This window comes from Kitasatospora aureofaciens, from assembly GCF_001188955.3.
GTDB lineage: Bacteria > Actinomycetota > Actinomycetes > Streptomycetales > Streptomycetaceae > Kitasatospora > Kitasatospora aureofaciens.
Genome location: NZ_JPRF03000059.1, coordinates 1 through 23925 on the forward strand (window position 1 = coordinate 1; position 23925 = coordinate 23925).

The following is a 23925-nucleotide window of genomic DNA, read 5'->3' on the forward strand; positions in this document are numbered from 1 at the left end:
CGACACCTGGCGCTGCTGGCGCGGCGTCGGGGCGACCCCGCGCTGCTGCTTGCCCGGGCCGCCGGGGCCCGGACGGCCGGGGGTCCGGCGCTCGGCGGAGTTGGTGACGTCGACCGGGAGCATGACCAGCGCGGTGGTGCCGCCGGAGTCGCTCGGGCGCAGCTGGATCCGGATGCCGTGTCGCAGGGACAGGCGGCCGACCACGAAGAGACCCATGCGGCGGGAGACGGAGACGTCCACCGTCGGCGGGTTGGCCAGGCGCTCGTTGATGTCGGCGAGGTCGTCCGGGCTGAGGCCGATGCCGGTGTCGTGGATCTCGACCAGCACCCGGCCGTCGGGCAGGGCGTGGCCGGTGACCCGGACGCGGGTCTGCGGGCTGGAGAAGGAGGTGGCGTTCTCCAGCAGCTCGGCGAGCAGGTGGACGAGGTCGTTGACGACGCGGCCGGCGACCTCGGCCGACGGTACGGCGGCGAGCTCGATGCGCTCGTACTGCTCCACCTCGGAGGCGGCGGCGCGGAGCACGTCGACCAGCGGGACGGGTCGGGTCCAGCGGCGGCCCGGGTCCTCACCGGCGAGGACGAGGAGGTTCTCACCGTTGCGGCGCATGCGGGTCGCGAGGTGGTCCAGCTTGAACAGGTTGGCCAGCTGGTCCGGGTCGGCCTCGCGGCTCTCCAGCTCGGAGATGAGCGAGAGCTGGCGCTGGATGAGGCCCTGGCTGCGGCGCGAGAGGTTGGTGAACATCGCGTTGATGTTGCCTCGCAGGAGGGCCTGCTCGGCGGCGAGGCGGACGGCCTCGCTGTGCACCATGTCGAACGCGTGGGCCACGTGGCCGATCTCGTCGGTCGAGTCGACGGCGACCGGCTCGACCGTGGTGTCGACGTCGTGCGGGTCGCTCTCGGAGAGCGTCTTGACCAGCTCGGGCAGGCGCCGCTCCGCGACGTCCTCGGCCGCCTTCTGCAGACGGGTCAGCGAGCGCACCATCGAGCGGGCGATCAGACCGGCGCCGCCGAGGGCGACGAGCAGGGTCAGGGCGACCGCGGCACCGATGATCAGGGCCTCGGTGTCGGCCTGGGACTGCAGGTCCTGGGCCTTTCCGTCGAGGTCCTCGATCAGCTTGGACTCGATCCGGCGCTCGGCGGTGATCTTGGTGCTGGCCTTCTCGTACCAGTCCTTGTACGTGACCGGCTCGGTCTGGTGGATGCCGCCCGGCTGGAGGATCGAGCGCGAGTAGCGGTCGGCCTCGGCGACCACGTTGTTGTAGCTCAGCTGGCCGCGCAGGTTGTCCAGGTCGTGCGCGGAGTAGATGTTGTTGAAGCCGTTGAGCGCGTTGTCGTACGTGGTGCGCAGGCGGATGCCGAAGGACTCGTCGCTCGCGCTCAGGTCCGGGGCCTTGGGGTTGGCCAGACCGGCGCTGATCAGCGCGCGCTGCTGCGAGGTGGCGTCCTTGGCCAGCGAGAACTGCTGCAGGGCGCGGGTGGCGACCAGCAGGTCCTTGTTGTTGGAGGCGAGCGCGATGTCCTGGGTGATGTCCAGCAGGTCGCGGATGATCACGTCGTACGCGGTGATCGTCGCCTGGATGTTCTGGTTGTTCTGGTACGGCGTGTTGCGCGCGTCCGCGATCGAGTTCAGGTCCTTGCGGATCTGGAACAGCAGCGCCTTCCCACCGGAGAGTTCGAGGTTCTCGAACTTGTCCGACGAGGCGGTGAAGGTGCGGCTGAGGTCGTCGGTGGACTTGCGGGCCGCGACGATCTCGTCGTCCAGCGGGGCGTTCGGCTTGTTGGTGATGTAGCCGGCGCTGATGTCGCGCTCGGTCTGCAGGGCGTCCGCGAGGTTGGTCGCCTTCTTGGCCAGGTCGGACAGGTTGGCCATCTGGGCGAGTTGCTGCGAGTTCTCCATCGAGGTCTGGATGCGCAGGCCACCGAGGACCAGCGAGACCAGGACGGGCAGCGCGAGCAGGGCGATCAGGCGGGTGCGGATGCGCCAGTTGCGCATCGCGAGCCGGCTCAGACCGGTGGCGCGGCGCCTGGTCAGGGTGGTCCGCAGCTTGTCCCGGGTGGACTTCTGCTCCTGGCCGTCGTCCTCCGGGCGGCCGGGGGCCTCGGGCGTCACCGGGTCGGCCGGGCCGCCGGGGGCCGCCGCCTGCTGGGGGGCTGCCACAGGCTCGCGCGACTCCGGGTCACCCGCGGCGCCGCTACCCCTTTTGAAACGTCCCTGCACTGGCGTCGCAACCTCTGGACCGGGCGTCCCGCCGCGTCGCCACGGCCTGGACGGTGTCGAGTTTCCATCCGCACCCCGGCCGGTCCGGGAGAGCGGGTCACCGGGGTGGACTGCTCCCTACCCACGGTCCGTGGCATTCCAGCACAGCGAGGGAATCCCAACAAGGGCCGCCGGGACCGGCCGCCGGGTACTACCGACCGCACGCACGTTCTCACTGACTGTGCGGTAACCGGACCGGAATACCGCCTTTTTCGGACACTCGCCGGATACATGCCAACGTGGCCCGAGATCGACAAGAGTCGCAGACCTGCCGGAGTGCCCCTTATGCGCGGAATGTCGGAAAATTCCGATGCGGCGAAATGTCGGTTATCGGTAATTTGTGCGTCAATTTGTGGCCAAAATCACAGACGAATGTGTAGCTTTGGTCACGGCCTCTGTGGAATGAGATCTCGTAATCTGGCTGTCTCCGGAGCACGGCCCTGACCAGCCTGCCCAGAACCCCTCCGAATCAATCGGAACCACTCCGGCCGGTGCAGATCCCTGGCGGTCCGCCCGGCCACGACCACGAGGTGCTCTCGATGTCCCTGGCGAAGAAGGCCACCAAGTCCACGCTGTCCTGCCGCTCGACGGCGAACCCGCGCCGGACCACGCTGGCCTCGGTCGAGGACTTCAGCAAGATCCCGGGCGCCCGCAAGCCCGAGGACGTCGTCACCTACGGCACCGAGCTGCCGGCCGTCACGGCGAACCCGCGCCGCACCCAGCTGATGGTCGCCCCGGTGGTCACCGTCCGGGACTGATCCGGCCAGCGCTCCGCCGAGGGCGCCGTGGACCCTGCGCGCGGGGTTCACGGCGCCCTCGTGCTGCGTCCCGCCGGTTTCCACCCCAACCACGCTGAACAGGGGCAAAGCGGTCGGGAGGGGCCCCACGCGATAGCCTGGACGTCGATTGACGGGGCCGCGCCCGGTGCGGGCGAGGCGCCCGCGCAGCGCCCGGGGGCGCCCCGGGCGGCCGACGAAGCGAGGGGTAGCCCAGCCGTGCGCATTGCCAGGTTTTCCGTTCGGGAAGGGAGCCCTGCCGCCGGCAGCGTCTCCTTCGGCGTGGTCGAGGGGGACCCTTCCCGGCCCGACTCGCTGGTCGTCCACGAGCTGGCCGGCCACCCGTTCGGCCAACCCCAGCCCACCGGCGAGAGCTACCGCTTCCAGGACGTCAGGCTGCTCAGCCCGATGCTCCCCAACAAGATCGTGGCGGTCGGCCGCAACTACGCGGCCCACGCGGCCGAGCTGGGCAACGAGGTCCCGGACGTCCCGCTCACCTTCTTCAAGCCGTCCACCTCGGTGATCGGCCCGACCGAGAACATCGCGTACCCGCCGTTCTCCTCCGACGTCCACCACGAGGCCGAACTCGCCGTCGTGATCGGCCGGATGTGCCGCGAGGTGCCGCTGGACCGGGTGCCCGAGGTGATCCTCGGCTACACCTGCGCCAACGACGTCACCGCCCGGGACGTCCAGCAGCGCGAGGGCCAGTGGGCGCGGGCCAAGGGCTTCGACACCGCCTGCCCGCTGGGGCCGTGGATCGAGACCGACCTGGACCCGGGCGACCTCGCCATCACCTGCACGGTCAACGGCGAGCTCCGCCAGACCGGCCGCACCTCCCTGATGGTCCGCTCGGTCGCCGAGCTGATCGTCCACATCTCCGAGGCCATGACGCTGCTGCCCGGCGACGTCATCCTCACCGGCACGCCCGCAGGGGTGGGCCCGCTCAACGTCGGCGACGAGGTCGCCGTCTCCATCGAAGGCATCGGCACTCTCACCAACAAGGTGATCAAGCGTGGCTAACACTGACCCGGCCGTCCGGGTTCGCTTCTGTCCGTCCCCGACCGGCAACCCCCACGTGGGCATGGTCCGCACCGCCCTGTTCAACTGGGCCTATGCGCGCCACACCGGCGGCACCATGGTCTTCCGGATCGAGGACACCGACTCCGCCCGCGACTCCGAGGAGTCGTACACCCAGCTGCTCGACGCCATGAGCTGGCTCGGGCTCGACTGGGACGAGGGTCCGGAGGTCGGCGGCCCGCACGCGCCGTACCGCCAGTCGGAGCGGATGGACATCTACGCCGACGTCGCCCGCCGTCTGCACGAGGCCGGCCACGCCTACCACTGCTACTGCAGCACCGAGGAGCTGGACGCCCGCCGCGAGGCAGCCCGCGCGGCCGGCAAGCCCTCCGGCTACGACGGCCACTGCCGGAATCTGACCGACGACCAGGTCGCGGTCTACAAGCTGGAGAGGCGCGAGCCGATCCTGCGCTTCCGGATGCCCGACCGGACCATCTCCTTCGACGACCTGGTCCGCGGCACCCTGACCTTCGAGCCGGAGAACGTGCCGGACTACGGCATCGTCCGGGCCAACGGCGCCCCGCTGTACACCCTGGTCAACCCGGTGGACGACGCCCTGATGGGCATCACCCACGTGCTGCGCGGCGAGGACCTGCTGTCCTCCACCCCGCGGCAGATCGCGCTGTACGCGGCACTCGCCGAGATCGGCGTGGGCACCGGCGCCACCCCGCGCTTCGGCCACCTGCCGTACGTGATGGGCGAGGGCAACAAGAAGCTCTCCAAGCGCGACCCGCAGTCCTCGCTCAACCTGTACCGCGAGCGCGGCTTCATCCGCGAGGGCCTGCTCAACTACCTGTCCCTGCTGGGCTGGTCGCTGGCCGAGGACCGCGACCTGTTCGACATGGACGAGATGGTCGCCGCCTTCGACGTCACCAAGGTGAACTCCAACCCGGCCCGCTTCGACCTGAAGAAGTGCGAGGCGATCAACGCCGAGCACGTCCGCAGGCTGGCCCCGGAGGACTTCGTCCGGCGCCTGGTGCCGTTCCTCCAGGGCCCCGGCCTGCTGCCGGCCGAGCCGACCGCCGAGCAGATGGACCTGCTCGCCCGGATCGCGCCGCTCACCCAGGAGCGGATGGTCGTGCTGAGCGAGATCGTGAACATGGCCGGCTTCCTGTTCGTCGACCCGGCCGACTTCACCGTCGACCCGGACGACGCCGCCAAGGTGCTGACCGCGGACGCCCGCCCGGTGCTGGAGGCCAGCGTCAAGGCGCTGGAGGAGCTCGCGGACTTCACTCCGGAGCCGATCCAGGCCGCGCTGCGCGAGGCGCTGGTGGAGGGCCTGGGCATCAAGCCCAAGTTCGCCTTCACGCCGCTGCGGGTGGCCGTCACGGGCCGCCGGGTCTCGCCGCCGCTGTTCGAGTCGATGGAGCTGCTCGGCCGCCCCGAGACGCTCCGCCGGCTGCGCTCCGCCCTGGACGCCCTCCCGGCCGCCTGAGGCCGTGCGGACGGGCCGCTGAGCAGCCCGCGGGCCCGGCTCCATGCCGGGCCCGCGGTGCACCCGGAGGCCACGGGACGGCCTCCCGGCCGCTGCCTGCGGTTATCGATTTTGGAGCCAGGGCAGACGTCGGGTAATGTTCTTTCTGCGCCGCCCGGGAGGGAACGGACGAGGGAGCGAAAGCCCCTCGGAACGGGACCGACCGAGAGGCGCAACGCCTGAGAAGGCCCCGCAGGGGTTCAACTCTGGTGGGGTATGGTGTAATTGGCAGCACGACTGATTCTGGTTCAGTTAGTCTAGGTTCGAGTCCTGGTACCCCAGCGCTGTACGATCGGCAACGGTCGCACCGCAGTACAAATGAAGATCCAAGCCCCCGTTGTGTAGCGGCCTAGCACGCTGCCCTCTCACGGCAGTAGCGCCGGTTCGAATCCGGTCGGGGGTACTGATCCCGCAAGGGATCACCTGGAAAGCCCCCGTTGTGTAGCGGCCTAGCACGCTGCCCTCTCACGGCAGTAGCGCCGGTTCGAATCCGGTCGGGGGTACTGGTCCCGCAAGGGATCGCCAGGAAGCCCCCGTTGTGTAGCGGCCTAGCACGCTGCCCTCTCACGGCAGTAGCGCCGGTTCGAATCCGGTCGGGGGTACTTCAGAGCAGGAAGCCGGTGGGCTCGCCCATCGGCCCTTGCTTTGTGTTGGGGTATGGTGTAATTGGCAGCACGAGTGATTCTGGTTCATTTAGTCTAGGTTCGAGTCCTGGTACCCCAGCCAGTAAATGGAAAGGCCCCGCCCGGCGGGGTCTTTTTTGTTTCCGTCCCCGAATGCTTTCGAAGGGCCCCGCTCGGAGTCGAGCGGGGCCCTTTCGTTTTCGGCGGGGGAGTGGGGGAGGGGTGGGCGGGTCAGCTCCGGCGCAGCGCCTCGGTGAGCCGGTTCGCGGCCTCGATGATGGCCTGGGCGTGCAGCCGGCCCGGGTGGCGGGTCAGGCGCTCGATCGGGCCGGAGACGGAGACGGCGGCCACCACGCGGTTGGAGGGGCCGCGCACGGGCGCGGAGACGGACGCCACGCCCGGCTCCCGCTCGCCGATCGACTGGGCCCAGCCGCGCCGCCGGACGCCGCTCAGCGCGGTGGCGGTGAAGCGGGCGCCCTGGAGACCGCGGTGGAGCCGCTCGGGCTCCTCCCAGGCCAGCAGGACCTGGGCGGCCGAGCCGGCCTTCATCGGCAGGGTGCTGCCGACCGGGACGGTGTCCCGCAGGCCGGAGAGCCGCTCGGCGGCGGCTACGCAGATCCGCATCTCGCCCTGGCGGCGGTAGAGCTGTGCGCTCTCGCCGGTGACGTCGCGCAGGTGGGTCAGGACCGGGCCCGCGGTGGCGAGCAGCCGGTCCTCGCCCGCCGCGGCGGAGAGTTCGGACAGGCGGGGGCCGAGGATGAAACGCCCCTGCATGTCCCTGGTGACCAGACGGTGGTGTTCGAGTGCGACGGCGAGTCTGTGGGCCGTGGGGCGCGCCAGACCGGTGGCGGCGACCAGCCCCGCCAACGTGGCGGGGCCCGACTCCAGTGCGCTCAGCACCAGAGCGGCCTTGTCGAGAACGCCGACGCCGCTAGTGTTGTCCATGCCCTAAGACTGCAGTCTCATTCCGCGAGACGCAAGTTCAATCTTCCGGGAAAAGCGCCACTCTGGATGCAGCAGCCCGGGAGACATCCAGGATGGGACCTCGCCAGAGTGTCCGCATCGTGGACAGCGATCCGGCGTGCAGGTCTCGCGAACGCGCTCCGCACGGACGGCGCACGCAGTGACCCCGACGACACGAGAAGGCCGGCAACGCGGCCGGCTGGAGGGAATCCGATGGGACGGACACTCGCAGAGAAGGTCTGGGACGACCACGTCGTGCGGCGCGTGGAGGGCGAGCCCGACCTCCTGTTCATCGACCTGCACCTGCTCCACGAGGTCACCAGCCCGCAGGCCTTCGACGGGCTGCGGCTGGCCGGCCGCAAGGTCCGCCGCACCGATCTGACGATCGCCACCGAGGACCACAACACCCCGACCCTGGACATCGACAAGCCGATCGCCGACCCGGTCTCCCGGGTGCAGCTGGAGACCCTGCGCCGCAACGCGGCCGAGTTCGGCGTCCGGATCCACTCGCTCGGCGACGTCGAGCAGGGCGTGGTGCACGTGGTCGGCCCCCAGCTCGGCCTGACCCAGCCCGGCACCACCGTGGTCTGTGGTGACTCCCACACCTCCACCCACGGCGCCTTCGGCGCGCTGGCGTTCGGCATCGGCACCAGCCAGGTCGAACACGTGCTGGCCACCCAGACCCTGCCGCTGGCGCCGTTCCGGACCATGGCGATCACCGTCGAGGGCGAACTGCCCGAGGGCGTCACGGCCAAGGACCTGATCCTGGCCGTCATCGCGAGGATCGGCACCGGCGGCGGCCAGGGCTACGTCCTGGAGTACCGCGGTTCGGCGATCCGGAGCCTGTCCATGGAGGCCCGGATGACCGTCTGCAACATGTCCATCGAGGCGGGTGCCCGGGCCGGCATGATCGCCCCGGACGAGACCACCTTCGCGTACCTCAAGGGCCGCCCGCACGCCCCGCAGGGCGAGGACTGGGACGCCGCCGTCGAGTACTGGCGGACCCTGGTCACCGACGAGGACGCGGTCTTCGATCACGAGGTGTTCATCGACGCGAGCGAGCTCACCCCGTTCGTCACCTGGGGCACCAACCCCGGTCAGGGCGCCCCGCTCGGCTCGAACGTCCCCCACCCCGAGGACTTCGCGGACCCGCAGGAGCGGGTGGCCGCCGAGAACGCCCTGAGGTACATGGGCCTTGAGGCCGGCACCCCGCTGCGCGAGGTCGCCGTCGACGCCGTCTTCGTCGGCTCCTGCACCAACGGCCGGATCGAGGACCTGCGCGCCGCCGCCGCGGTTCTGGAAGGCCGCAAGGTCGCCGACCGGGTGCGGATGCTGGTCGTCCCCGGATCCGTCCGGGTCGCACTGCAGGCCGTCGAGGAGGGTCTGGACAAGGTGTTCACCGCCGCGGGGGCCGAATGGCGGCACGCCGGCTGCTCGATGTGCCTGGGCATGAACCCCGACCAGCTCGCCCCCGGCGAGCGCTGCGCCTCCACCTCGAACCGCAACTTCGAGGGCAGGCAGGGCAAGGGCGGCCGCACCCACCTGGTCTCCCCGCAGGTCGCCGCCGCGACCGCCGTCCTGGGCCGCCTGGCCTCCCCGTCCGACCTGTCCGACCGTTTCGCCGACGTCGCCGTGGAGGCCTGAGCCATGGAGAAGTTCACCACCCACACCGGCCGGGCCGTCCCGCTGTGCCGCAGCAACGTGGACACCGACCAGATCATCCCGGCCCACTGGCTCAAGAAGGTCACCCGATCCGGTTTCGAGGACGGGCTGTTCGAGGCCTGGCGCAAGGACGAGTCGTTCATCCTCAACCGGCCCGAGCGCCGGGGCGCCACCGTCCTGGTGGCCGGTCCCGAGTTCGGCACCGGTTCCTCCCGCGAGCACGCCGTCTGGGCGCTGCAGAACTACGGCTTCCACGCGGTCATCTCCTCGCGCTTCGCCGACATCTTCCGCGGCAACTCGCTGAAGAACGGCCTGCTGACCGTCGTACTGCCCCAGGAGACCGTGGAACGACTCTGGTCGCTCACCGAGAGTGACCCTTCGGCCGAGATCACCGTTGATCTGGAGAAGCGGGAAGTCCGGGCCGAAGGCGTCACCGCGTCCTTCGAACTGGACGACAACGTCCGGTGGCGGCTGCTCAACGGCCTGGACGACATCAGCATCACCCTGCAGAACGAGGCCGACATCGCCGCCTTCGAGGCGACCCGTCCGGCGTTCAAGCCCCGTACTCTGCCGGTCTCCTGAGTTCCCCTCAGAACAAGCATTCTGACGATCGACCGGATGGCCCGCGCTCCCCCTCGGGGGGGCCGGGCCATCCGGCGTTCCGGAGCACGAGTTAGCGCCGGGCCCTCCCCGGATTGCCCATTCGGCTTTGCGGAAGAGGGCCCCGCGCAAGTACAACTGCGGGTAGATGGCACAATCAGTACATGCACCGGCACCATGAACCTCCGTACGCGGGCGGCGAACCCGCGTCCGAGGAGTCCATGGGCCGGGGATCCGAACGCCGAATTGACGATCGGCCGGACGTCACCTCCGCAACACCAGCTGAGGCGCCGGACGACCCGGAAGTCGCAGCGCTCTACGCGCTCGTGGCCGAGCGGTTGAAGCAAGCTCACGCCCGCGTGCATGCGCTGAACGTGTCTGTCGATGCAAAGACCGCTCTCACCCGTCAACTGCTCATCGTCACCGAGACCGCCAAGCGCGATCTTCCGGAGGCGGCAAGGCGGTTGAGTCGCTTTGTACATGACCTCGACGAGGGGCACCCGCCGCTCGACTGAGGTCGCGGACGCGCAAATCCATTGCGACACTAGGGTGATTCGCGCGTTTGGTAATTGAAAGTCCGCAGATACATACCTAACGTGCGAAAAGAACGGATGGAATCATCCGGCGCCCGTTTCCGAAGGGGAAGACGTGAACAAGGCTCAGCTTGTCGAAGCGGTGGCCGAGCAGCTGGGCGGTCGCAAGGCTGCCGCAGAGGCCGTCGACGCAGTGCTCGACACCATGGTCCGTGCCGTTGTGGCCGGTGACCGGGTTTCGGTCACCGGTTTCGGCACCTTCGAGAAGGTGGAGCGCTCCGCGCGCTTCGCCCGCAACCCGCAGACCGGCGAGCGGGTCAAGGTCAAGAAGACCTCGGTCCCCCGCTTCCGTCCGGGCCAGGGCTTCAAGGACCTGGTCAGCGGCAGCAAGAAGCTGCCGAAGGAAGGCCCCTCGGTGAAGAAGGCCCCCAAGGGCTCCCTCACCCCGGGCAAGACCGGCGTCGCCGCGACCCCGGCCGCCAAGCGTGCCGCCACCAAGCGCGCCGCCACCGCTGCCGCCGCCGCCCCGGCCGCCACCAAGAAGACCGCGGCCAAGAAGGCGACCACCACGGCTGCCGCCAAGAAGACCACGGCCACCGCCGCGAAGAAGGCGCCCGCCGCGAAGAAGGCGACCACCACCGCCGCCGCCAAGAAGACCACGGCGACCGCGACCAAGAAGACGGCCGCCGCGAAGAAGGCGACCACCACGGCTGCCGCCAAGAAGACCACGGCCACCGCCAAGAAGGCGACCGCCACGGCCAAGAAGACGGCGCCGGCGAAGAAGACCGCCACCCGCAAGACCACCGCGCGCAAGACCTCTGCCAAGTAGGTCCCGCGCGACTGTCCTCGGACGGCCTTCGGCTCAGAGCCGCGGCACCCCTTCCGCGAACGCGGAGACCGGGGTGGCCGCGGCTCTCTCGATATCCGGGCGCTCAGTCAGGATTCGGCGGCAGCCGTCGGCCGGGTGCGGGGAACCGCGGGACCGGGGGGACCGGGGGGATGGGCGGAGCCCCGAGGGGTCAGCGCCCGTCGGCGGGGTCGGGGAAGGTCTGCAGCGTCACGAAGACCACCCGGCGGGCCTCGCCGGTGCCCTCGGTGCGGATCCGCACCCGTTGTCCGGGCCGCAGCAGCCGCAGGCCGCCGGCGTCGAAGGCGGCCGCGTCGAACGGCACCGGGGTCCCGTCGTCGAGCAGCACGGAGCCGGCCCGGGTGGCGGGGTCGAAGGTGAACGCGGTGGCCTGCATGCCAGCAGCATAGCGATCGGCCGGGGTGGGCCCACCGCTCAGGAGCGCTCTGGGAGCGGCTCCGCAACGCCTCGGACGCGGGTCAGGGACGACTCATCCGGGCGAACAGCGCACTGGTGTACGGGCCCAGGCCGAGCGCCGCCGCCTCGCCGAGGTCCGTGCCGGTGTCGACGTCCCGGCGCACCGACTCCACGCCCGCCAGGCGCAGTTCGAGCGCCCCGCCGGCCGCGTGCCGGGCCCGTGAGCCGTCCCCGAAAGCGGGGGAGAGCGGACGGCCTGGGGCGCTGGCGAGCAGGGTGGTGCCCAGGCCGGGGGAGTCGGGCAGGAAGGCCCGGCCGTCCGGCGGCACCGCCCGCAGCACTCTGGCCAGTTCGGCCGGGCGCAGGGCCGGCAGGTCCGCCGAGAGGGCGGCCAGCGGTGCCCGCGGCGCGAGCGCCAGGGCGGCCGAGGCGCCGTGCGACAGCGCCCGGTTGAGGCCGCCGCCGGGTTCGTCCGCGACCACCACGGCGCCGAGCGCGGCCAGCCGGGCGCCGGCCGCGGCGTCCCGGGTGACCACCAGGACGCGTGCGACGCCAGGGGTGGCCAGTGCGGCGGTGACCGTGTCGAGGGCGAAGGACAGGGCCAGACCGGCCCGGTGCGGCCCCGCGTACGGGGCCAGCCGGCTCTTCGCCAGGGCGAGCGGCTTGAGCGGCAGCACCAGCGACCAGTCGGTGGCGGGTGCGGCGGGCGCGACGGGCCCGCTGGGGCGTACGGTGTCCTGGGTCATCGGCGTCATTGTGACGCCGGTCCCGGAGCCGTCGCCAGGCCGTCCGACCTGTGCGGACGTGCGTTTGATCACGCCCGCCCGGCGGGTTGGTGCGGTCGCTCGACAGCCGGTGAGCAGGCGGGCGACACTGTTCCGCGCCCGTGCGCCGGGCCCCGGTCGCAGTGGTGCGCGGCGCCGGGAGGCTATGACCGCGGCACCCCACGTGCCGCATCGAAGAGAAGGAGCTGGGGTGGCCCGCCGCTCGTACGCCAAGTTCGGCAACGCCGACTACGGCATCTGGTACCGCTTCGCGGCCGTGCTGGTGAAGCCGGTGACGACTGCCCTGGTGAAGCCCGACTGGCGGGGCTGGGAGCACATTCCGAAGGAAGGCGGCTTCATCGCCGCGGTGAACCACAATTCGATCATCGACCCGGTGATCTACGCGCACTGGCAGTACAACAGCGGGCGTCCGCCGCGGATTCTCGGGAAGTCCTCGCTGTTCTCGATTCCCTTCATCGGATTCATGCTCCGTAAGACCGGCCAGATTCCGGTGTTCCGCGAGTCCACCGACGCCGCGCAGGCTTTCCGGGCCGCGATCGACGCCGTCAACAACGGCCAGTGCGTGCAGTTCTACCCGGAGGGAACGCTCACCCGGGATCCGGACCTGTGGCCGATGACCGGCAAGAACGGGGTCGCCCGGGTCGCGCTGATGACGGGTGCGCCGGTCATCCCGGTCGCCCACTGGGGCGCCCACGAGATCATCCCGCCGTACGGCCGGGCCGGTTACGGCAAGGGCAAGTTCAACCTGTTCCCGCGGCACCGGGTGACCGTGGCGGCCGGACCGGCGGTGGACCTGAGCAGGTACCGGGGCCAGGAGCTCACCGCCCAGGTGCTCAACGACGCCACCGAGGACATCATGGCGGCCATCACCGCCGTGCTGGCGGGGATCCGCGGCGAGCAGCCGCCGGCCGAGCGCTACGACATGCGCAGGGCCGCCCGCGAGCGGGCCGCCGCCGCGCTGGCCGAGCGCCGCCGGGCCAAGGGCGGCCCGGACGACAACGACGGTGAGGGGACGGGCCGGTGACCCGCTGCGCCGTGATGGGGACCGGCTCCTGGGGCACCGCGTTCGCGATGGTGCTGGCCGACGCGGGCTGCGAGGTCGTGCTGTGGGCGCGCCGCCAGGAGCTGGTGGACGCCGTCAACTCCACCCACGAGAACCCGGACTACCTGCCGGGCGTCCGGCTGCCCGACGCCGTCCGGGCCACCACCGACGCCGCCGAGGCGCTGGCCGGCGCCGACTTCGCGGTGCTCGTGGTGCCCTCGCAGACGCTGCGCGACAACCTGGCCGCCTGGGCGCCGCTGATCGAGCCGCAGACCGTGCTGGTGAGCCTGATGAAGGGCATCGAACTCGGTACCGCCAAGCGGATGAGCGAGGTCATCGACGAGGTCACCAGGGTCGGCCCGGAGCGGGTCGCGGTGGTCAGCGGGCCCAACCTGGCCAAGGAGATCGCCAACCGGCAGCCCGCCGCCAGCGTGGTGGCCTGCACCGACGAGTCGGTCGCCAAGCGGCTCCAGGCGGCCTGCCACACGCCCTACTTCCGGCCGTACACCAACACCGACGTGGTCGGCTGCGAACTCGGCGGCGCAGTCAAGAACGTGATCGGCCTGGCCGTCGGCATGGCGGCCGGCATGGGGCTCGGCGACAACACCAAGGCGACCCTGATCACCCGCGGGCTGGCCGAGACCACCCGGCTCGGCGAGGTGCTGGGCGCCGACCCGCACACCTTCGCGGGGCTGGCCGGGATGGGCGACCTGGTCGCCACCTGCTCCTCGCCGCTGTCGCGCAACAACACCTTCGGCATGAACCTGGGCCGGGGCATGTCGCTGGCCGAGACCATCGCGGCCACCCGGCAGACCGCGGAGGGCGTCAAATCCTGCGAGTCGGTGCTGGACCTGGCCCGGCGCAGCGGGGTCGACATGCCGATCGTCGAGGCCGTGGTGGACGTGGTGCACAACGGGCGGCCGACCCAGGAGGCGCTGCAGGCGCTGATGTCGCGCTCGGCCAAGGCGGAGCGGCGCTGACGCGACGGGACTGCGGGAAGGCGTTGACTCCCCGGAAACACCTCGCACGGTAGTCTCAAACCCGATATGAGCATCGAACAGTCCTCCCCGAACCCGTCCGCCCCGAAGCCGCGCGTGGCGCTGGTCTTCGGCGGGCGCAGCTCCGAGCACGCGATCTCGGTCTCCACCGCGGGCAGCGTTCTCCGGGCGATCGACCGTGACAAGTACGACGTGCTGCCGATCGGCATCACCCACGAGGGCCGCTGGGCGCTGACCAGCGACGAGCCGGCCCGGATGGCGATCACCGACGGCAGGCTGCCGGACGTGGCGCACGTCGCCGAGGCCGTCGACGGGCAGGTCGCGCTGCCGGTCTCCCCGGGCAGCCGTGAGGTCCTGCTGAGCGAGCCGGGCAGTGCCCCCAAGGCCCTCGGCGAGGTCGACGTGGTCTTCCCGCTGCTGCACGGCCCGTGGGGCGAGGACGGCACCCTCCAGGGCCTGCTGGAGCTCTCCGGCGTCCCGTACGTCGGCAACGGCGTGCTGGCCAGCGCGGCCGGCATGGACAAGGAGTTCGCCAAGCGGATCCTGGCCTCGCACGGCCTGGGCGTCGGCCACTACACGGTCGTGCGGCCGCGCGACTGGGAGACCGAGCAGGGCCGCGCCGCGGTGCGCGAGCGGGTCGCCGAGCTCGGCCTGCCGGTGTTCGTGAAGCCCTGCCGGGCCGGTTCCAGCATCGGCATCACCAAGGTCAGGGACCTGGCCGAGCTGGACGCCGCGATCGAGGAGGCCCGCCGGCACGACCCCAAGCTGATCATCGAGGCGGGCGTTTCCGGCCGCGAGATCGAGTGCGGCGTGCTGGAGTTCGAGGACGGCCCGCGGGCCAGCGTCCCGGCCGAGGTGCTGGTGGGCGAGGGCTTCGACTTCTACGACTTCGAGGCCAAGTACATCGACTCCTCCGAGGTCCGGATCCCGGCCGAGCTGACCGACGCGGAGGTCGCGGAGATCCGGCGCCAGGCGGTGGCCGCGTTCGAGGCCTTCGGCTGCGAGGGCCTGGCCCGGGTGGACTTCTTCCTGCTGGAGGACGGCTCCTGGATGATCAACGAGATCAACACCATGCCGGGCTTCACCCCGATCTCCGCCTACCCGAAGATGTGGGAGGCCAGCGGGGTCTCGTACGCGGAGCTGATCGACCGGCTGCTGCAGAGCGCGCTGCGCCGCTCGACCGGCCTGCGGTAGTGCACTGAGTGGGCGGGCCGGGACTCCCGGTCCGCCCTGCTGCCCGCCCGCTCGGGCTCCGGCCCGGGGCGGTGCCCGGGACGGGTGCTCAACCGGGGATGTTGGCCTTGACCGCCGGGGTCAGCGCGGCGGCCGGGTCGAAGGCGTTCTGCGCCGCTCCGGCCGGGACGGTCACCTCGACGTAGGCGGCGCGCATGGTCGTCACGAAGCGGTAGCCGCCGTCGCTCAGCTTCTGCGACCACCAGGTGACGTCGTCGACTGTCGGGGACCAGTCCTCGGCGTGCTCGCCGTTCAGCTCCTCCGGCCGGTCGACACCGCAGCGGAGCACCGTCCGGGGCGAACCGCCCCAGGCGGCCACGTAGGGCGAGGCGGGCGACGGGTCCCTGCGGGGGTGGCCGAGCAGCTCCTGCGGCAGCGCCGCGGCCAGCGCTTTGCAGTACCCGGCCACCCGGCCGGAGGGCTGCGGCACCTCGACGGCCGGGTCGGCCGAGCTCCAACTGCCGACCAGCGCCACCACGGTGCAGGTCAGCGCGACGGGCACGGCCAGCCAGCGGACCGGCGCGGGGAGCGCGGTCAGCGCCTCGGGGATGCGGAGTTCTCTGGCCACCCGCCGATGGTAGCCGGGGCTACAGGTGCACCACCGGACAGGTGAGGGTGCGGGTGATGCCCTCCACCTTCTGGACCTTGGCGACCACCATGCGGCCCAGGTCGTCCACCGTCTCGGCCTCGGCCTTGACGATCACGTCGTACGGTCCGGTGACGTCCTCGGCGGTGATCACGCCGGGGATCTTCGAGACGGTCTCGGCCACCGCGGTGGCCTTCCCTACCTCGGTCTGGATCAGGATGTATGCCTGTACCACGGGTGACCTCCCGGCGGCCGGTTGGGGGATCGCCGCCGTGATCGCCCGGTCTGGCACAGGGGTGGATGCGGGCTCACCGGCAGGCTGATCACCACGCTACCGCGCAGCGGGCCGGGGAGGGGAGACCCCCGCACCCCCGAAGGGCGTACGCTGCGCGCGGGGGAGCGCGACGGGGGCTGGAAGTTGGAAACGCGAGAGGACGGCAGATGCAGGGGACCGTGGGCGAGCTCGGCGAGTTCGGCCTCATCAGGGAGCTGACCGCCCGGGTACCGCTCACCGACGCGGTCGACCTCGGCCCCGGGGACGACGCCGCGGTGGTGAAGGCCCCGGACGGCCGGGTGGTGGCCACCACGGACGTCCTGATCGAGAACCGGCACTTCCGCCGGGACTGGTCCACCGCCTACGACGTGGGCCGCAAGGCCGCCGCCCAGAACCTCGCCGACGTGGCCGCTATGGGTGCGGTGCCGACCGCGATACTGCTCGGACTGGTCGCCCCCGCCGACCTGCCGACCACCTGGGCCACCGAGCTGATGGACGGGCTGCGCGACGAGTGCCAGGTCGCCGGGGCGACGGTGGTCGGCGGCGACGTGGTGCGCGGTGACACCGTCACGCTGGCGATCACGGCGCTCGGCGACCTCCAGGGGCGCGCGGCGGTGACGCGCTCCGGCGCGCAGGTCGGCGACGTGGTCGCGGTGAGCGGCTGGCTGGGCTGGTCGGCGGCCGGACTGACCGTGCTGCAGCGCGGCTTCCGTTCCCCGCGCGCCTTCGTCGAGGCGCACCGCCGGCCCGAGCCGCCGTACCACGCGGGCCCGGCCGCGGCCGACTTGGGCGCGACCTCGATGATCGACGTGAGCGACGGGCTGGTCGCCGACCTCGGCCACGTGGCCCGGGCCAGCGAGGTGGACATCGACCTCAAGGCCGCCGACTTCGACGTCCCGGCGCAGATGGCCGACATCGGACAGGCGGTCGGGGTGGACCCGTTGGTCTGGGTGCTGTCCGGCGGCGAGGACCACGCGATCGTGGCGACCTTCCCGCGCGGGGTCCAACTCCCCTCCCGCTGGCGGGTGGTGGGCGAGGTGACCGGTCGCCCCCGGGGCTCGCGCAGCGGCCGGGTGACGGTGGACGGCGCACCCTGGGACCGGGTCGGCGGCTGGGACCACTTCGCGGAGTGACGCACGTCGCCGAGCGGCGCACTCCGCCGGGTGACGTACTTCGCCGGGTGACGTACTCGGCGGGGTGACGGACTTCGCCGATTGACCTACGGAGTACGGCTGACGGGGCGTGGACGCCGGAACGGCGCGTGACGCTCAGGGCGTTGCGGCGGCGGGCTTCGAGGAGGCGTTTTGCGTAGGCTTGCGGCATCCCGGCCCGCCCGCCGTCCGGCGCGGGCGGGCCGATCCACTGCGAGCGGGAGCACACCACACATGCGCATCGGTGTACTGACCAGCGGCGGCGACTGCCCAGGCCTCAACGCGGTGATCCGCTCGGTCGTGCACCGGGGCACGGACGTCCACGGCGACGAGATCGTGGGCATCCAGGACGGCTTCCTCGGCCTGATCGAGGGCCGCACCCGCCCGGTCTCGCACGACGACGTCACCGGTCTGCTCACCCTCGGCGGCACCATCCTGGGCTCGGCCCGGGTCCGGCGCGACCGGATCGCCTGGGCGGTGGAGAACGCCAGGACGCTGGCCCGGGACATCCGCATCGACGCGCTGATCGCGATCGGCGGCGAGGGCACGCTGACCGCCGCCAAGCTGTTCAGCGACGCCGGGCTGCCGGTCGTCGCGGTGCCCAAGACCATCGACAACGACATCGACGCCACCGACGTCACCTTCGGCTTCGACACCGCGGTGCACGTGGCGACCGAGGCGATCGACCGGCTGAAGACCACCGCCGAGTCCCACCAGCGCGTCATGGTGGTGGAGTTGATGGGCCGACACACCGGCTGGATCACCCTCACCGCGGGCATGGCCGGCGGCGCCCACGGCATCCTGATCCCGGAGAAGCCCTTCGACATCGAGGCGGTGGCCCGGATGGTCGAGGACCGCTTCGACCGCGGCAAGAAGTTCGCCATCATCGCCGTCGCCGAGGGCGCCGGCCCGATGCCCGGCACCATGCGCTTCGACCACGGCGAGGTCGACCAGTACGGCCACCGCACCTTCGGCGGGATCGGCAACCGGCTAGCCCACGAGCTGGAGAACCTGCTCGGCAAGGAGGCCCGCCCGGTCATCCTCGGCCACACCCAGCGCGGCGGCACCCCGACCGCCCGGGACCGGGTGCTCGCCACCCGCTTCGGCTGGCACGCGGTGGAGGCCGTCCACCGGGGCGAGTTCGGGCACTTCACCGCACTGCGCCGGACCGCCATCGAGCTGCTGCCGATCGGCCACGCGGTGACCCGGCTGAAGACCGTGCCGGAGAACCGCTGGGCGGAGTCCGAGGCCGTGCTCTGAACCGCCGGAGGTAGGTTGGGCGCATGTCCTCCACCGCACCTCCCCGCGTGCTCACCGTCGCCGGCTCCGACTCCGGCGGCGGCGCCGGCATCCAGGCCGACCTCAAGGCGATGCTCGCCCTCGGCGTCCACGGCATGAGCGTGATCACCGCCGTCACCGCGCAGAACTCGCTCGGCGTCCAGGGCTACTGGGAACTGCCCGCCGAGGCCGTCCGGGCGCAGTTCCGCAGTGTGGTGGACGACATCGGGGTGCAGGCCGTGAAGACCGGCATGCTCGCCTCCATCGAACTGGTCGAGACCGTCGCCGACCTGCTCTCCGGGGTGGACGCCCCGGTGGTGGTCGACCCGGTCGGCGTCTCCAAGCATGGGGACGCGCTGCTGGCCGCCGAGGCGGTGGCCACCGTCCGGGAGAAGCTGCTGCCGGTCGCCACCGTGGTCACCCCCAACCTGCACGAGGTGACGCAGCTCACCGGCCGGACCGTCGAGGACGAGTCGCAGATGCTGGCCGCCGCCGGGGCGCTGCTGGACCTCGGGCCGCGCTGGGTGCTGGTCAAGGGCGGCCACCTGGAGGGCGAGGCCGCCGACCTGCTGTACGGCGGGCCCGACGAGGTGCACTGGTACCGCGCGCCGCGCTACGACAACCGGCACACCCACGGCACCGGCTGCACCCTGGCCAGCTCGATCGCGGCCGGCCTGGCCAAGGGCGAGTCGCTGCCCGAGGCGGTGGGCTCGGCCAAGGAGTACATCACCGGCGCGATCGCCGGGGGCTTCGCCCTGGGCGCCGGGATCGGCCCGGTCGACCACGCCTGGCGCTGGCGCTAGGTCGAACGCAGCGATGGGCGGGCCCCCGAGGGGGTCCGCCCATCGCTGGTGCGTCCGGAAAGCGTGACCGGTCCCGGAAACAGCGAAGTCGGCTCACCCGGGGATGAACCGACTCACTGGAGGACCGGCATGCCGGTCTGCGCGTCAGCGCGAGACCTTACCGGCCTTGATGCACGAGGTGCAGACGTTGAGCCGCTTCGGCGTCCGCCCAATCACAGCGCGCACCGTCTGGATGTTGGGGTTCCAACGACGGGGGGTACGGCGGTGAGAGTGGGAGATGCTGTTGCCGAAGCCCGGCCCCTTGCCGCAGACGTCGCAGTTGGCAGCCACAGGAGTCACTCCAAGACTTCAGATCAGTTACTTTCGAAAACCCCGCCCACCCACCGGAGCACTCGCGTGAACCAGACCGGACCAGGGGGGTGAGCCTGGACGGTTCCAGGCAACCGGAAGAGCATACAACGCTTGCTTCCGTCCCACGAAACTACCATGACCGGCCGAGTGATCGCTCCGGTCGCCGGTCCGGGCACCCCTCCCCGGGCCCCGATAACCTGCGGGTACCGCCGTTCACTCTCAGGCCATATCGGCGTCCCATCCGGAGGAGACCTGGTGCTGCACACGCTCGACGCCCCGGCCGTGCGCACCTGGTGCCAGCTCGCCCTGCGCGCGCTCGGCCAGGCCCGCGAGGAGATCGACGCGCTCAACGTCTATCCGGTCCCGGACGGCGACACCGGCACCAACCTCTACCTGACCGTCGAGTCCGCCGCCGCCGAGGTGGAGAGCCGCTTCGCCGACCCCGCCGCCGACCCGGCTCCCGGACTGGCCGAGACCGTCCGGGCGATGGCCCGCGGCGCACTGATCGGCGCCCGCGGCAACTCCGGCGTGATCCTCGCCCAGTGGCTGCGCGGCACCGCGGAGAAGCTCGCCGAGGGCGGTGGCGCCGACCAGCTGCGGTCCGCCCTGCAGCGGGCCGCCGACTCCGCGTACCAGGCCGTCGCGGAGCCCGTCGAGGGCACCCTGCTCACCGTCGCCCGGGTCGCCGCCCGCGAGGCGGTACGGGCCGGGGACGGGCTCGCGCAGGTCGCCGACACCGCCCACCGGGCGGCCCGGGACGCGCTGCGGCAGACTCCCGAGCAGCTCGCCGTGCTGGCCGAGAACGGGGTGGTGGACGCCGGTGGGCGCGGCCTGGTGGCCGTCCTCGGCGCGCTCGCCGACGCCGTCGCCGGGCAGCAGCCGATGGGACCGGTCGCGCTGCGCGGCGACGTCCGGGTGGTGGAGAGCTGCGAGGTGCACCTGCGGCCGCCCGGCCCCGGCCACCCCGCCTTCGAGGTCATCTACCTGCTGGACGCACCCGACCGGGCACTGCCCGGGCTGCGCGAGCGGCTCGGCCGGCTCGGCGACTCGCTGGTGATCGGCGGCGGCGACGGCCTGTGGAACGTGCACGTCCACGTGGACGACGCGGGCGCCGCCGTGGAGGCCGGGGTCGAGGCCGGACGCCCGCACCAGATCCGGATCACCCACTTCGCGGAGGCCGCCGCCCGGGCCGGCACCGCCGCCGAGCGCGGCGAACGCGAGGAACGGGCCCGCGCGGTGCTCTCCGTGGTCTCCGGCGAGGGGCTGGCCGAGTTGTGCGAGCAGGCCGGCGCCGTCGTCCTGCACGCCGACCCGGACCGCCGGCCGGCCAGCGCCGAACTCGCCGACGCGGTACGCGGCTCGGCCGCCCGCGAGGTGGTGCTGCTGCTCAACGACCCCGAACTGCGCGCCGCCGCCGGGGCCGCCGCCGACCAGCTGCGCGAGGAGGGGGTGCGGATCGCCGTACTGCCCACCCGCTCGCCGGTGCAGGGCCTCGCCGCGCTCGCGGTGCACGAGGGCGGGCGGCGCTTCGACGAGGACGTGGTCGCCATGACCTCCGCCGCCGGGGCCACCCGGTACGCCGAACTGGCCGTCGCCGAGGGGGAGTCCTGGACCATGGCCGGGGTCTGCCAGGCCGGTGACGTGCTCGGCCTGATCGACGGCGACGTCGCGGTGATCGGCACCGGGCTGGCCGAGGTCGGCGAGAGCGTGCTGGACCGGATGCTCGGCGCGGGCGGCGAACTCGTCACCCTGATCCTCGGCGAGGGCGCCGACCGGGCGCTCGCCGACCGGCTGGTGGCGCACGTCCGCCAGCAGCGGCCGGAGGTGGACTCGGTGGTGTTCCACGGGGGGCAGGAGTCCACACCGCTGCTCATCGGCGTCGAGTGAACCGGCCCGGGCGGCGAGCGGGCGAATATTCGTCGGTGCCTTGGTGTAAACAAGGGCCTGATGGGCGCTCTCGATGAACCACTGACCAAACTCGTCGGCGACCGCACCGCGAAGGTGCTCGCCGACAGCCTCAAGCTGCGCACGGTCGGGGACCTGCTGCACCACTACCCGCGCCGCTACGTCGAACGCGGCCAGCTCACCAGCCTGGACGAGCTGGAGATCGACGAGCACGTCACCGTGCTGGCCCGGATCGAGAAGGTCACCCTGATCCCGTTCCGCGGCCGCAAGGGCGACCGGCTGGAGGTCGTCGTCACCGACGGCCGCAGCCGGCTCTCGCTGGTCTTCTTCAACCAGGGCTGGCGGCAGAAGGAGCTCAGGGCCGGCGCCCAGGGGCTGTTCGCGGGCAAGGTCGGCGTCTTCAACCGCACCCGCCAGCTGGTCTCGCCCGACTACCAGCTGCTCGACGAGGACACCGGGTCGGACGCGGCGGAGCAGTTCGCCGGCCGGCTCATCCCGGTGTACGGCGCCAGCGCGCAGATGCCCAGCTGGAAGCTGTCGATCTGCGTCGAGACCGCCCTCACCAAACACCTCGGCGACGTCGGCGAGCCGCTGCCCGCCGAACTCCGCGAGCGGCACGACCTGATCCCGCTGCCCGAGGCGCTGGAGCTGATCCACCGCCCGCGCAGCCAGGCCGACCGCGAACGCGCCCAGAGCCGGCTGCGCTGGGACGAGGCCTTCGTCCTGCAGGTCGCCCTCGCCCAGCGCCGGGCCGCGGACTCCGCACTGCCCGCGAAGCCGCGCAAGGCCCGTGAGGGCGGACTGCTGGACGCCTTCGACGCCCGGCTGCCGTTCACCCTCACCGAGGGCCAGCAGAAGGTCTCCGCCGAGATCGCCGCCGACCTGGCGACCGAGCACCCGATGCACCGGCTGCTCCAGGGCGAGGTCGGTTCGGGCAAGACCCTGGTCGCGCTGCGCGCCATGCTCGCGGTGGTGGACGCCGGGGGCCAGGCCGTACTGCTCGCGCCGACCGAGGTGCTCGCCCAGCAGCACCACCGCTCGATCGTCGAGATGATGGGCGACCTCGCCGAGGGCGGCATGCTCGGCGGCTCCGACCTCGGCACCCGGGTGGTGCTGCTGACCGGCTCGATGGGCGCCCCGGCCCGCCGCCAGGCGCTGCTGGACATGGCCTGCGGGGACGCCGGGATCGCCATCGGCACCCACGCGCTGATCGAGGACAAGGTCCAGTTCCAGGACCTCGGCCTGGTCGTGGTGGACGAGCAGCACCGCTTCGGCGTCGAGCAGCGGGACGCGCTGCGCGCCAAGGGCGAGCAGCCGCCGCACCTGCTGGTGATGACCGCCACCCCGATCCCGCGCACCGTCGCGATGACCGTCTTCGGGGACCTGGAGACCTCCGTCCTGGACCAGCTCCCGGCCGGCCGCTCGCCGATCTCCACCCACGTCGTGCCGGCGCTGGAGAAGCCCAACTTCCTCACCCGGGCCTGGGAGCGGGTCCGCGAGGAGGTCGGCAAGGGCCACCAGGCGTACGTGGTCTGCCCCCGGATCGGGGACGAGGAGCCGGCGGCCGACCCCAAGGGCGCGAAGAAGAAGCGCAGGGCGGCCGAGGAGGACTTCGAGGAGATCGCGGACGCCGGCGCCGGGAGCGACGAACGGCGGCCCCCGCTCTCCGTGGTGGAGACCGCCGAGATGCTGGTGCGGGGACCGCTGAGCGGCCTGCGGGTGGAGATCCTGCACGGCCGGCTCGCTCCGGAGGCCAAGGACGAGGTGATGCGCCGGTTCGCCGCGGGGGAGGTGGACGTCCTGGTCGCCACCACCGTCATCGAGGTCGGCGTGAACGTCCCCAACTCCACCGTGATGGTCATCATGGACGCCGACCGCTTCGGCGTCTCCCAGCTCCACCAGCTGCGCGGCCGGGTCGGCCGGGGCAGCGCGGCGGGCCTGTGCCTGCTGGTCAGCGAGATGCCCGGCGGCAGCGCCGCCCGAGCCCGGCTGGACGCGGTGGCCGGCACCCTGGACGGCTTCGAGCTCTCCCGGATCGACCTCGAACAGCGCCGCGAGGGCGACGTGCTGGGCCAGGCGCAGTCCGGGGTGAAGTCCTCGCTCAAGGTGCTCTCGGTGCTGGAGGACGAGGAGGTCATCCTCACCGCCCGGACCGAGGCCACCCGGCTGGTCGCCGAGGACCCGGACCTGGCCGCCCACCCGGAGCTGCGCACCGCGCTGGAGAGCCTGCTCGACGAGGACCGCGCGGCCTACATGGAGAAGGGCTGAGCGGGCCTCGCGGGCCCGGACTG

22 protein-coding genes and 5 tRNA genes are annotated in these 23925 nt (G+C 71.9%); 20 read left to right on the forward strand and 7 right to left on the reverse strand.

Going from position 1 to position 23925, the window contains the following annotated elements; all coding sequences use genetic code 11:
* A partial coding sequence (locus tag HS99_RS32275; protein ID WP_141763859.1) for a sensor histidine kinase occupies nucleotides 1-1992 on the reverse strand: 1992 nt, incomplete at its 3' end.
* Between the two features lie 755 nt (nucleotides 1993-2747).
* Here HS99_RS32275 and HS99_RS32280 point away from each other — a divergent pair.
* From HS99_RS32280 to HS99_RS32315, 8 genes are all read left to right on the forward strand, one after another.
* Entirely contained in the window at nucleotides 2748-3014 is a 267-nt protein-coding gene (locus HS99_RS32280; RefSeq protein WP_305953132.1) for a hypothetical protein, read from the forward strand.
* Between the two features lie 237 nt (nucleotides 3015-3251).
* On the forward strand, nucleotides 3252-4052 hold the full coding sequence (locus HS99_RS32285; protein WP_030288062.1) for a fumarylacetoacetate hydrolase family protein: 801 nt from the start codon (nucleotides 3252-3254) through the stop codon (nucleotides 4050-4052).
* Nucleotides 4045-5544, forward strand: a complete 1500-nt coding sequence (gltX, locus tag HS99_RS32290; RefSeq protein ID WP_030288059.1) for a glutamate--tRNA ligase — start codon at nucleotides 4045-4047, stop codon at nucleotides 5542-5544. Before HS99_RS32285 ends, gltX begins: the two co-directional genes overlap by 8 nt.
* A 249-nt stretch (nucleotides 5545-5793) precedes the next feature.
* Nucleotides 5794-5865 (forward strand) — tRNA-Gln (locus tag HS99_RS32295).
* A 48-nt stretch (nucleotides 5866-5913) separates the two neighbouring features.
* Nucleotides 5914-5986: transfer RNA gene (locus tag HS99_RS32300), tRNA-Glu, on the forward strand.
* A gap of 27 nt (nucleotides 5987-6013) precedes the next feature.
* Nucleotides 6014-6086: transfer RNA gene (locus HS99_RS32305), tRNA-Glu, on the forward strand.
* Nucleotides 6087-6112: 26 nt separating this feature from the next.
* Nucleotides 6113-6185 (forward strand) — tRNA-Glu (locus HS99_RS32310).
* A gap of 49 nt (nucleotides 6186-6234) precedes the next feature.
* Nucleotides 6235-6309 (forward strand) — tRNA-Gln (locus tag HS99_RS32315).
* Nucleotides 6310-6437: 128 nt separating this feature from the next.
* Here HS99_RS32315 and HS99_RS32320 read toward each other — a convergent pair.
* Nucleotides 6438-7151, reverse strand: coding sequence for an IclR family transcriptional regulator (locus tag HS99_RS32320; RefSeq protein WP_030246527.1), 714 nt, complete (start codon nucleotides 7149-7151; stop codon nucleotides 6438-6440).
* Between the two features lie 231 nt (nucleotides 7152-7382).
* Between HS99_RS32320 and leuC the strand changes: the two genes are divergently transcribed.
* The 4 genes from leuC to HS99_RS32340 all read left to right on the forward strand — a co-directional run bounded on the left by leuC (nucleotide 7383) and on the right by HS99_RS32340 (nucleotide 10793).
* Nucleotides 7383-8813, forward strand: a complete 1431-nt coding sequence (gene leuC, locus HS99_RS32325) for a 3-isopropylmalate dehydratase large subunit (RefSeq protein WP_030288056.1) — start codon at nucleotides 7383-7385, stop codon at nucleotides 8811-8813.
* Nucleotides 8814-8816: 3 nt separating this feature from the next.
* Nucleotides 8817-9413, forward strand: a complete 597-nt coding sequence (gene leuD, locus HS99_RS32330; RefSeq protein ID WP_030554884.1) for a 3-isopropylmalate dehydratase small subunit — start codon at nucleotides 8817-8819, stop codon at nucleotides 9411-9413.
* A 263-nt stretch (nucleotides 9414-9676) separates the two neighbouring features.
* The gene (locus HS99_RS48600; RefSeq protein ID WP_454130567.1) at nucleotides 9677-9946 is read left to right on the forward strand and encodes an SCO5555 family protein; all 270 of its coding nucleotides are present in this window, start codon (nucleotides 9677-9679) and stop codon (nucleotides 9944-9946) included.
* A 133-nt stretch (nucleotides 9947-10079) separates the two neighbouring features.
* Nucleotides 10080-10793, forward strand: coding sequence for an HU family DNA-binding protein (locus HS99_RS32340; protein WP_030288049.1), 714 nt, complete (start codon nucleotides 10080-10082; stop codon nucleotides 10791-10793).
* 190 nt (nucleotides 10794-10983) lie between these two features.
* Here the strand turns inward: HS99_RS32340 and HS99_RS47235 are convergent, their stop codons facing one another.
* Nucleotides 10984-11208 (reverse strand): hypothetical protein, encoded by a 225-nt coding sequence (locus HS99_RS47235; protein WP_030288047.1) that lies wholly within the window; start codon nucleotides 11206-11208, stop codon nucleotides 10984-10986.
* Nucleotides 11209-11290: 82 nt separating this feature from the next.
* Entirely contained in the window at nucleotides 11291-11974 is a 684-nt protein-coding gene (gene cofC, locus HS99_RS32350; protein ID WP_046386901.1) for a 2-phospho-L-lactate guanylyltransferase, read from the reverse strand.
* A 229-nt stretch (nucleotides 11975-12203) separates the two neighbouring features.
* Here cofC and HS99_RS32355 point away from each other — a divergent pair, with 229 nt between their 5' ends.
* The 3 genes from HS99_RS32355 to HS99_RS32365 all read left to right on the forward strand — a co-directional run bounded on the left by HS99_RS32355 (nucleotide 12204) and on the right by HS99_RS32365 (nucleotide 15247).
* Nucleotides 12204-13037, forward strand: a complete 834-nt coding sequence (locus HS99_RS32355; RefSeq protein WP_046386900.1) for a lysophospholipid acyltransferase family protein — start codon at nucleotides 12204-12206, stop codon at nucleotides 13035-13037.
* Nucleotides 13038-13051: 14 nt separating this feature from the next.
* The gene (locus tag HS99_RS32360) at nucleotides 13052-14035 is read left to right on the forward strand and encodes an NAD(P)H-dependent glycerol-3-phosphate dehydrogenase (RefSeq protein WP_191898882.1); all 984 of its coding nucleotides are present in this window, start codon (nucleotides 13052-13054) and stop codon (nucleotides 14033-14035) included.
* Between the two features lie 66 nt (nucleotides 14036-14101).
* Nucleotides 14102-15247 (forward strand): D-alanine--D-alanine ligase family protein, encoded by a 1146-nt coding sequence (locus HS99_RS32365; protein WP_030554879.1) that lies wholly within the window; start codon nucleotides 14102-14104, stop codon nucleotides 15245-15247.
* Nucleotides 15248-15335: 88 nt separating this feature from the next.
* Here HS99_RS32365 and HS99_RS32370 read toward each other — a convergent pair whose 3' ends face one another.
* Together HS99_RS32370 and HS99_RS32375 are read right to left on the reverse strand one after the other, a co-directional pair.
* Nucleotides 15336-15854, reverse strand: coding sequence for a DUF3515 domain-containing protein (locus tag HS99_RS32370; RefSeq protein WP_078938979.1), 519 nt, complete (start codon nucleotides 15852-15854; stop codon nucleotides 15336-15338).
* Between the two features lie 19 nt (nucleotides 15855-15873).
* Nucleotides 15874-16107 carry an Lrp/AsnC family transcriptional regulator gene (locus tag HS99_RS32375; RefSeq protein WP_030288036.1) on the reverse strand — a complete coding sequence of 78 codons (234 nt, stop codon included), beginning with the start codon at nucleotides 16105-16107 and terminating at the stop codon, nucleotides 15874-15876.
* A gap of 206 nt (nucleotides 16108-16313) precedes the next feature.
* Between HS99_RS32375 and HS99_RS32380 the strand changes: the two genes are divergently transcribed.
* The 3 genes from HS99_RS32380 (at nucleotide 16314) to thiD (ending at nucleotide 19378) form a co-directional block, all read left to right on the forward strand.
* The gene (locus HS99_RS32380) at nucleotides 16314-17279 is read left to right on the forward strand and encodes a thiamine-phosphate kinase (RefSeq protein ID WP_030288034.1); all 966 of its coding nucleotides are present in this window, start codon (nucleotides 16314-16316) and stop codon (nucleotides 17277-17279) included.
* A 252-nt stretch (nucleotides 17280-17531) separates the two neighbouring features.
* Nucleotides 17532-18557 (forward strand): ATP-dependent 6-phosphofructokinase, encoded by a 1026-nt coding sequence (locus HS99_RS32385; RefSeq protein WP_030288032.1) that lies wholly within the window; start codon nucleotides 17532-17534, stop codon nucleotides 18555-18557.
* A 23-nt stretch (nucleotides 18558-18580) separates the two neighbouring features.
* Complete coding sequence (thiD, locus tag HS99_RS32390) at nucleotides 18581-19378, forward strand: bifunctional hydroxymethylpyrimidine kinase/phosphomethylpyrimidine kinase (protein ID WP_030288030.1); 798 nt, start codon at nucleotides 18581-18583, stop codon at nucleotides 19376-19378.
* A 144-nt stretch (nucleotides 19379-19522) separates the two neighbouring features.
* On the opposite strand, the gene rpmB is transcribed toward thiD, so the two are convergent.
* Complete coding sequence (gene rpmB, locus HS99_RS41835) at nucleotides 19523-19708, reverse strand: 50S ribosomal protein L28 (protein ID WP_014138233.1); 186 nt, start codon at nucleotides 19706-19708, stop codon at nucleotides 19523-19525.
* A gap of 276 nt (nucleotides 19709-19984) precedes the next feature.
* On the opposite strand from rpmB, the gene HS99_RS32395 reads away from it, so the two are divergent.
* Nucleotides 19985-21616: a DAK2 domain-containing protein gene (locus HS99_RS32395; RefSeq protein ID WP_030554877.1), complete on the forward strand. Its 1632-nt coding sequence runs from the start codon at nucleotides 19985-19987 to the stop codon at nucleotides 21614-21616.
* A gap of 60 nt (nucleotides 21617-21676) precedes the next feature.
* Complete coding sequence (gene recG, locus HS99_RS32400; RefSeq protein WP_030288026.1) at nucleotides 21677-23902, forward strand: ATP-dependent DNA helicase RecG; 2226 nt, start codon at nucleotides 21677-21679, stop codon at nucleotides 23900-23902.
* The last annotated feature ends 23 nt before the right edge of the window (nucleotides 23903-23925 follow it).